The sequence below is a fragment of the Flaviramulus aquimarinus genome (assembly GCF_039543205.1).
Classification (GTDB): domain Bacteria; phylum Bacteroidota; class Bacteroidia; order Flavobacteriales; family Flavobacteriaceae; genus Flaviramulus_B; species Flaviramulus_B aquimarinus.
Map to the genome: position 1 here is coordinate 1,814,742 of NZ_BAABJH010000001.1, position 8,943 is coordinate 1,823,684.

Below are 8,943 nucleotides of genomic sequence, written 5' to 3' on the forward strand. Positions count from 1 at the left end.
AATATTTATATCAAAAATACTACATTTGTGGACCGCTATAGTCGTCCAGAATAAATATATTAAGTAGTCCAGATGTTTCCGTTTAAGACCAGTATTCAATTTGATAGAAAAAGTAGTCAGCCATTGTATTTACAATTATCAAATCAAATTATACAATATATTAAAAATCAAACTTTAATCCCTAACACCAAACTTCCAGGGAGTAGGGTTTTAGCAGAACAGTTAAATGTGCATAGAAAAACAATTGTTGCTTGTTATGATGAGTTATTGATGCAGGGATGGGTAGAAAGCATTCCAAAACAGGGAACTTTTGTACTTAGTAACTTACCTGTATTACATCAACAAAAATTAGATAATTCTGCAGTTTCTGATTTTAAAATTCAAACAGGTTTTTCCTATTATAAGAATAGTATTTTATCTAAAAAAACTATTGAAAAGATTGATGGTTTTATGTTCTTGAATGATGGTGTTTCTGATAGTAGATTAACACCAATAGATGAAATAGCAAGAACATATAGAAGAGTTTCCTCTAAAAAAAATGTATTTGATCATTTGTCTTATGGCTCAACATATGGCAATGATACATTGCGAACTGTTTTGGTAGATTATTTAAATACTACTAGAGGTTTACATATTACTAAAGAAAACGTATTGATTACACGTGGTAGTCAAATGGGCATTTGGTTATCATCGCAATTGTTACTTAAGAATAATGATATTGTTGTTATTGGAAACACCAATTACACATCTGCTGATTCAACTTTTTTATACCAAAAAGCAAAAATAGAACGTGTTTTGGTTGATGAAAACGGAATGGTAACTGATGATATTGAAAAGCTTTGTAAACAAAAACAAATTAAAGCAGTTTATGTAACATCACATCATCATCACCCAACAACAGTAACGCTTTCAGCAAAAAGAAGAATTTATCTTTTAAACCTTTCAAGACGATATAATTTTGCGATTATTGAAGATGATTATGATTACGATTTTAATTATAATCATGCTCCAATTTTGCCACTAGCAAGCCACGATACAAACGGAAACGTGATTTATATAGGCTCAGTTTGTAAAACGGTAGCACCAGTTTTTAGAATTGGGTATTTAATAGCTTCAAAAGAATTTGTAGATGAAGCTTCTAAACTAAGAGGTTATATAGATAGGCAAGGTGATGCACTACTAGAATTAACCTTTGCCAGTTTTATAAAATCTGGCGATTTAGATAGACATATTCGAAAAGTAATGAAGGTTTATAAACAACGACGTGATTTGTTTTGTAATCTTTTAAAAGCTCAATTAGGGGATTTATTTGAATTTGAAATTCCAAAAGGCGGAATGGCAATTTGGGTAAAATTGGATTCAAAGTATTCATGGGGGAATATATCTAAAGTAGCAAAAAAGCATAAGTTAGAAATTGGTGATTGGCAGCGTTATGATAGTGCTAAGTTGAAGCATAATTGTATAAGAATTGGTTTTGCAACGTATAACGAAGAAGAAATTTATGAATTGATAAATCGATTAAAGAACACAATGGACGATTTTAAAACTCAAATCGCAACTGCATACTAATGCTCTTTTTTATTTCAGGTTTTTTCTTCTTTTCAGTATTTAAATTAGACATTGATATTCCTAATAACCTAACAGAATTATTGAGCTTTTCTTGATATAATAAATCCTTGGCGGTTTCTAAAATTACATCTTTATCACTTATATAATAAGGCAATGTTTTACTTCGTGTTTGTAATGTAAAATCACTGTATTTGATTTTTAAAGTCACGGTTTTACCTGCAATTTTACTTTTTAACAACCTACGCGATATCTCTTCTGCAATGCGCTCTAATTTTTCAAGCATAAATACTTCAGAAGATAGGTTCTCGCTAAATGTACGTTCTGCTGCTAAACTCTTTCTAGTTCTATGGGGTTTTACTTCGCTGTTATGAATACCTCTTACAATGTAGTAATAGGAAGCTCCAGATTTTCCAAAGTTCTCATCTAAATACTCCAAAGATTTCTGCTTCAAATCCATGCCAGTAAAAATGCCTTTTTGATACATTTTTTCAGCAGTAACTTTACCAACACCATAAAATTTTCTGATATCTAACTGTTCTAAAAACGCAAGAACTTCCTCTGGATTTACCGTTTTTTGCCCGTTAGGTTTGTTGTAATCACTAGCTACTTTAGCAATAAATTTATTGATAGAAATTCCTGCCGAGGCAGTTAATCCAACTTCATCTAAAATGCGCGTTCGAATCTCTTCAGCAATTAAAGAAGCACTTGGGTTTCCTTTTTTGTTTTCAGTAACATCTAAATACGCCTCATCAAGTGAGAGCGGTTCAACCAAATCCGTATAATCATAAAATATTTTTCTAATTTTTTTAGAAATTTCGATGTATCTATCAAAATTTGTTTTCACAAAAATAAGCTCAGGGCAAAGTTTTATAGCCAAGCGCCCAGCCATAGCACTTTTAACTCCAAATTTCCTGGCCTCATAGCTTGCTGCACTTATTACACCACGTTTACCACCACCGCCAACAGCAATGGGCTTGCCCTTTAGCTCAGGATTATCCAATTGTTCTACAGATGCATAAAACGCATCCATATCAACATGAATAATTTTTCGTATTGGTAAATCAATTAACATAGTGTAAATTTAGACATTAAATATTATTTACTAAATTGAAGTTTAGTATTCATTTGAAATTGGTTTTTAATGATAGAAATAGAACGTAAATTTTTGGTAAACTCTGAAATCTATAAAGACCAAGCATTCAGAAAAGCAAGAATTACCCAAGGGTTTTTAAACACCCATAAAGCACGTACAGTTCGTATTAGGTTGAGAGGTGAAAAAGGTTTTATAACAGTAAAAGGACAGTCATCTAGCAATGGATTATCAAGGTTTGAATGGGAAAAAGAAATTTCAAAACAAGAAGCAGAATCACTTTTAAAACTTTGTGAGCCAACAATAATTGATAAAGTACGTTATGAAGTAAAAGCAGGAACGCATATTTTTGAAGTAGATGAATTTTATGGAGATAATCAAGGTTTAGTAATTGCAGAAATAGAACTAAAAACAGAACATGAAACTTTTGAAAAACCCATTTGGTTGGGAGAAGAAGTTACAGGTGATATAAAATATTATAATTCACAATTAAGTAAACACCCTTATATAAATTGGTAATAATTTAAAACATGTAATATGCAAAAAATAATGTTATCCTTTTTGTTCGCTATGCTTGTTTTTTCTTGTAAAGAAGAGGCTAAAGCACCCATTTCTGATATAGGTAAAGACACAGTTGAAACTATTGAAGAAGTTATAGATTCAGTAATAACCGAAGTTGTTGAAGTTCCTATAAAAAAATCAACAAAACAATTAAAAGAAGAATTAACTTCCAATGGTTATAAAGTGTTTGATTTTGTTGATAAAAAAACAAAAGACACTATTTTAATGCAACAATATTTTATGGCGTTTTTAAAAAAAGGTCCCATTCGTGGACAAAACGAAGAAGAATCTGCAGAACTTCAAGAATTACATTTAGAGCATTTAACCAAAATGTACGACTTAGGCTATGCCGATATTTCTGGTCCTTTTGGCGATGATAGCGAGATAAGGGGTGTAACCATTTACAACGTACCAACCTTAAAAATAGCAGATAGTTTAGCTAATTCAGACCCTATGGTTAAAGCTGGGCGTTTGCAAATTGAAATTCATCCGTGGTGGGCGGCTAAAGGGTTTCCTTTAAGATAATGTTTGAATTTTAAAATCTATTTCCATGTAATTAATATTATCACCATATAATAATTACGTTTTAGCTGGGTTAAGGTTTGTTAAAAAATTCGTTAGAAAGTAATCATTTAATGAGTTTCATGTTTTGGCTTTTTCCTTATTTTTTTGCTTGTATAGGTTTTGAATAGGTTCTAAATTATATATAATCTCTTTTTTATATATATATTGGACAAAATATAAATTATTGATTTATTATATAATGAGAAGTAAGTATTGTGCATTAGCAAACTTTATAAATTTAGTTATAGTTTTTTTAATTATGACTAGTGCTACACAGGTATTTGGGCAACTTAATGCAACAACAATTGGAAGCGCTGTAAATCAAGGCAGTAATTGCTTTATAATAACCCCAAATGAGCTTAATCAATCAGGTGGTATCTGGTTCAATAACCCTATAGATTTTTCAGAAGATTTTACGATATACTATCAGAATAATTTTGGCACAAATGATGTTAATGGGGCAGACGGTATGGCCTTGGTTTTTAAAAGAAACTCAAACCCGGAAATAGGTGGCGTTGGTGGAGGTTTAGGTTTTCAGGGCATCTCACCGTCGCTAATAGTTGAATTTGACACTTGGCAAAATATAGTTAACGCAGATCCAACATGGGATCACATTTCAATTATAAGAGATGGTAATTCAAATCATAGTAGCACTTTTAATAGCCTTGTTGGACCTATACAAGCCAGCGCCACAAGTACCAATATTGAAGATGGGGTAGATCATGAAATTAAAATACAATGGAATGCTTTGGCTCAAACTTTTAATGTTTTTTTTGATTGTGTCCTTAGGGCAAGCTTAACAAGTGATATTAAAAACACAATATTTTCTGGAGATAATGATGTGTTTTTTGGATTTGTAGGGTCAACTGGAGGGTCTTCTAACTTGCACCAATTATGCTTTAACAGTATTACATTTGTTGAAAATTTAACATTACAAAATGAAACGATTTGTTTAGGGGAAACCGTTAGCCTTGATGCAACAGTGCCTAGTGGAGCTTCATATTCTTGGAGTCCTACAGCGGGTGTTAGTGATCCAAATATTGCTAACCCTACATTTACGCCGTCTACCACTACCGATTATACAGTTACTATTAATGATGCTTGTGGAGAGACTACTACAGAGGAAGTTACTATAACAGTTGAACCTATAGCCTTACCAAGCTTTACAACAGTGGGACCGATTTGCAGTGGTGAAAGTTTAGCTGCATTGACAACCACTTCTAACGAAGGAATAGTAGGAACCTGGAGCCCAGCTGTAAATAATACTACAACGACTACATATACATTTACTCCGAATGCTGGAGAATGTGCAATGCCTCAAACCATGACCATCATAGTCAACCCCATAACAACCCCAACCTTTATTCAAGTACCTGCTATTTGTAGTGGCAATACTTTAGCCGCACTACCAACCACATCCAACGAGGGGATAACGGGAATATGGAGCCCCGCGCTAGACAATACAATGACAACTACATATACATTTACTCCAAATTCGGGGCAATGTGCAGTGGGACAAAGCATGACCATTACGGTTAACCCCATAACAACCCCAACCTTTACTCAAGTACCGGCTATTTGTAACGGCGATACTTTAGCTGCGCTACCAACAACATCCAACGAAGGGATAACGGGAACGTGGAGTCCCGCGTTAGATAATACAATGACAACTACATATACATTTACACCAAATCCGGGGCAATGTACAGTGGGACAAAGCATGACTATAACGGTCAACCCCATAACAACCCCAACCTTTGCCCAAGTACCGGCTATTTGTAATGGTGATACCTTAGCTGCACTACCAACAACATCCAATGAGGGGATAACGGGGATCTGGAGCCCTTTGTTAGACAATACAATGACAACTACATATACATTTACTCCAAATTCTGGTCAGTGTGCATTGGGACAAAGCATGACCATTACGGTCAACCCCATAACAACCCCAACCTTTGCCCAAGTACCGGCTATTTGTAACGGCGATACTTTAGCTGCGCTACCAACCATATCCAACGAAGGAGTAATGGGAAGCTGGACCCCCGCTCTAGATAATACAACGACAACTGTTTATACATTTACACCAAGTTCAGGGCAATGTGTAATAGAGCAAACTATGACCATTACGGTCAACCCCATAACAACCCCAACCTTTACTCAAGTACCTGCTATTTGTAATGGTGATACCTTAGCTGTACTACCAACAACATCCAACGAAGGGATAACGGGAAGTTGGAGCCCTGTATTAGATAATACAATGACAACTACATACACCTTTACCCCAAGTTCGGGGCAGTGTGCCGTTGAACAAATCATGACCATTACGGTCAACCCCATAACAACCCCAACCTTTACTCAAGTACCTGCTATTTGCAATGGTGATACCTTAGCTGAACTACCAACAACATCCAACGAGGGGATAACGGGAATATGGAGCCCCGCGTTAGACAATACAATGACAACTACATATACATTTACTCCAAATTCGGGGCAATGTGCAGTGGGACAAAGCATGACCATTACGGTTAACCCCATAACAACCCCAACCTTTACTCAAGTACCGGCTATTTGTAACGGCGATACTTTAGCTGCGCTACCAACCATATCCAACGAAGGAGTGATGGGAAGCTGGAGTCCCACGCTAGATAATACAACGACAACTGTTTATACATTTACACCAAGTTCAGGACTATGTGTAATAGAACAAACCATGACCATTACAGTTAACCCAATAATAATCCCAACCTTTAATCAAGTAGCAGCTATTTGTAGTGGCGATACTTTGACTGCGCTGCCAACTACATCCAATGAAGGGATTACAGGAACATGGAATCCTGCATTAGATAATACCATCACAACAACATATACATTTACACCAAGCATAGGGCAGTGTGCCACGGTCCAGACCATGACTATTACCGTAAACCCTAATCAGGCACCTATATTTAGTCAAATACTTCCTGTTTGTATTGGAGATATGTTAGCACCTTTACCAACAGTTTCAGATAATGGTGTGCCAGGTACTTGGAGTCCTGCATTGAATAATATGGCTACCACTACATACACGTTTACACCAGATCCTGGATTTTGTCCATCTCCCGTTAGTTTAACTATTGAAGTGTTTGGTGATCCTGATTTTACTTTGGAAAATGAATACTTTCTTTGTTTTGATACAAATAGTGTCATAATATTACCTACAACTATTGATACAGGATTAAATACACCTATATATAATTTCACATGGTTATTAAATAGTGTCCCCATAGTAGGTGCTAATCAAGGAAGTTATATGCCTGTAGAAGGAGGTGAATATGAAGTTATTGTGCAAAATGCAATGACAATGTGTGAAAGTAGTTTGCTAGCAACAGTAACTGTATTAACAGAACCAGAATTTGAAGCAGAAGTTACCACGGATCCGTTTTCAGAAAATCAAATTATACAAGTTACAACAATAAGTATTGGCGATTTTGAATACCAATTAGATGCTGGCCCATGGCAGGACGAATCTATTTTTAATAATGTTTCTATAGGAGAACATATAGTTACAGTTAGAGATAAAAGGGGTTGTATCGAAAGTAGTAGAACTGTATTTGTTATTGGCTATCCTAAATATTTTACTCCCAATGGAGATGGTTATAACGAGACTTGGAATATTGTTGCGCCTACTAGCCCTATAAATTTTCTAGCATCTGCAAAGATTTATATATTTGATAGATATGGAAAATTATTAAAACAAATTGATCCAACTGGCGAAGGTTGGAATGGTATTTACAATGGATCTAACATGTCTAGTGATGATTATTGGTTTGTTGTTGAATATACTGATCCAAATTCACTATTAAGAAAAGAGTTTAAAGCTCATTTTGCTTTAAAACGATAGTTTTTTTCTCTACATTCAATATCAAAAACACCTTAAATCATTTTGTTGTACTATTAATTAGTTTATTTACAGATTTCATAGGCTCAGATGCAATACTTGTAACATTTAGTATTGTTTTTGTATGGGTGAATAATTACCTCTTATTCATTTAATTTATTTAGTTTTCAAGAAATCAACATATTCATATTATTACGTTTATATAATTATGAATAGTTTAAAATTTTAAGCCATTAATAAGAATACCCTCATATACTTATTTGTTTTTTTAGGTTTTTCTATTTTTAAAGTACAAGCTCAATTGGGTTTTTGCAATGGAAATTCAGGAGACCCCATTTTTACTGAAGATTTTGGAACAGGGATTGGTTTTAATGCATTGCCTGTAGGAACAACTACTTATGGATATAGTAGTGGTTATCCTCTTGATGGATTGTATACCGTCTCCGATGGTACATTTGGGAATGGTTTTGATTGGCATCAAATAGAAGACCATACTTCAGGGGATACTAATGGCAAAATGCTTGTTGTAAATGCGGCGGCTTCTGCAGGAGAATTTTACGAAACCACAATTTCTGGTCTTTGCCGTAATACAACTTATGAGTTTTCAGCATGGGTAATAAATCTAGTCAGGGAAAATACGTTTTGTGGAGCAGGAGCCATACCTATTGATGTAAGATTTGAAATTAGAAATGGTTTAGATACTGTAACCCTAGGTTCAGGCGATACAGGAAATGTAGATGAGACTTCGACTCCAATTTGGAATCAATATGCTATTGTGTTTAATACAGGAAGCGAAACCTCGGTAATCTTAAGGATGATAAATAATGGAGGAGGTGGTTGTGGTAATGATTTGGCCATTGATGATATAGCATTTAAATCCTGTGGCGATAATGCAGAAGTTACAGATTCTTCAAATGCTAGTTCTGCTAATGTATGTATTGCTCCAAGTACAACATATTCAACTACATTAACAGCTGATCCAGATGGCTCGGTTTACAGCTCTTATTTTTATCAATGGCAAGTCAGTGCAGATGGCATAACATGGAGTGATATTGCTGGTCAGATAAATCAAAGTACAATAATATCAACATCAACTACTAGTTACTATAGGACTAAAATAGGTGAAAGCACTGCTAGTTTAAGTAATGATTTATGTGTTACATTTTCTAATGAATATTTAGTAACAATAACTCAAGGATTGCCCATGCCTACAGGCTTAGAATGCTGGGAGACCGCTACTTTTAATAACACGACTTGTCTTTGGGAAGTCACTGGCGCACAA

The 8,943-nt window shown here is 34.7% G+C and carries 5 protein-coding genes and 1 pseudogene; 5 read left to right on the top strand and 1 reads right to left on the bottom strand.

What is annotated here, in order from left to right:
• Positions 1-72 precede the first annotated feature (72 nt).
• Positions 73-1,569, top strand: a complete 1,497-nt coding sequence (gene pdxR, locus ABD941_RS08300; protein WP_345273645.1) for a MocR-like pyridoxine biosynthesis transcription factor PdxR — start codon at positions 73-75, stop codon at positions 1,567-1,569.
• Here pdxR and dinB read toward each other — a convergent pair.
• Positions 1,541-2,641: a DNA polymerase IV gene (gene dinB / locus ABD941_RS08305; RefSeq protein ID WP_345273646.1), complete on the bottom strand. Its 1,101-nt coding sequence runs from the start codon at positions 2,639-2,641 to the stop codon at positions 1,541-1,543. The two genes, pdxR and dinB, sit on opposite strands and share 29 nt — an antisense overlap.
• 69 nt (positions 2,642-2,710) lie before the next feature.
• Between dinB and ABD941_RS08310 the strand changes: the two genes are divergently transcribed.
• The 4 genes and pseudogenes from ABD941_RS08310 to ABD941_RS08325 all read left to right on the top strand — a co-directional run.
• Complete coding sequence (locus ABD941_RS08310) at positions 2,711-3,178, top strand: CYTH domain-containing protein (protein WP_345273647.1); 468 nt, start codon at positions 2,711-2,713, stop codon at positions 3,176-3,178.
• Positions 3,179-3,196: 18 nt separating this feature from the next.
• Positions 3,197-3,745 (top strand): YciI family protein, encoded by a 549-nt coding sequence (locus tag ABD941_RS08315; RefSeq protein WP_345273648.1) that lies wholly within the window; start codon positions 3,197-3,199, stop codon positions 3,743-3,745.
• Positions 3,746-4,043: 298 nt separating this feature from the next.
• Positions 4,044-7,664 (top strand): lectin-like domain-containing protein, encoded by a 3,621-nt coding sequence (locus ABD941_RS08320; protein WP_345273649.1) that lies wholly within the window; start codon positions 4,044-4,046, stop codon positions 7,662-7,664.
• A gap of 298 nt (positions 7,665-7,962) precedes the next feature.
• Positions 7,963-8,943 (top strand): annotated as a pseudogene (locus tag ABD941_RS08325) (T9SS type B sorting domain-containing protein); the annotation flags it as partial.

Bases quoted from the DNA above. Each gene is read 5' to 3' on its own strand.
- pdxR (WP_345273645.1), top strand. From the start codon at position 73: ATGTTTCCGTTTAAGACCAGTATTCAATTTGATAGAAAAAGTAGTCAG.
- dinB (WP_345273646.1), bottom strand. From the start codon at position 2,641: ATGTTAATTGATTTACCAATACGAAAAATTATTCATGTTGATATGGAT.
- ABD941_RS08310 (WP_345273647.1), top strand. From the start codon at position 2,711: ATGATAGAAATAGAACGTAAATTTTTGGTAAACTCTGAAATCTATAAA.
- ABD941_RS08315 (WP_345273648.1), top strand. From the start codon at position 3,197: ATGCAAAAAATAATGTTATCCTTTTTGTTCGCTATGCTTGTTTTTTCT.
- ABD941_RS08320 (WP_345273649.1), top strand. From the start codon at position 4,044: ATGACTAGTGCTACACAGGTATTTGGGCAACTTAATGCAACAACAATT.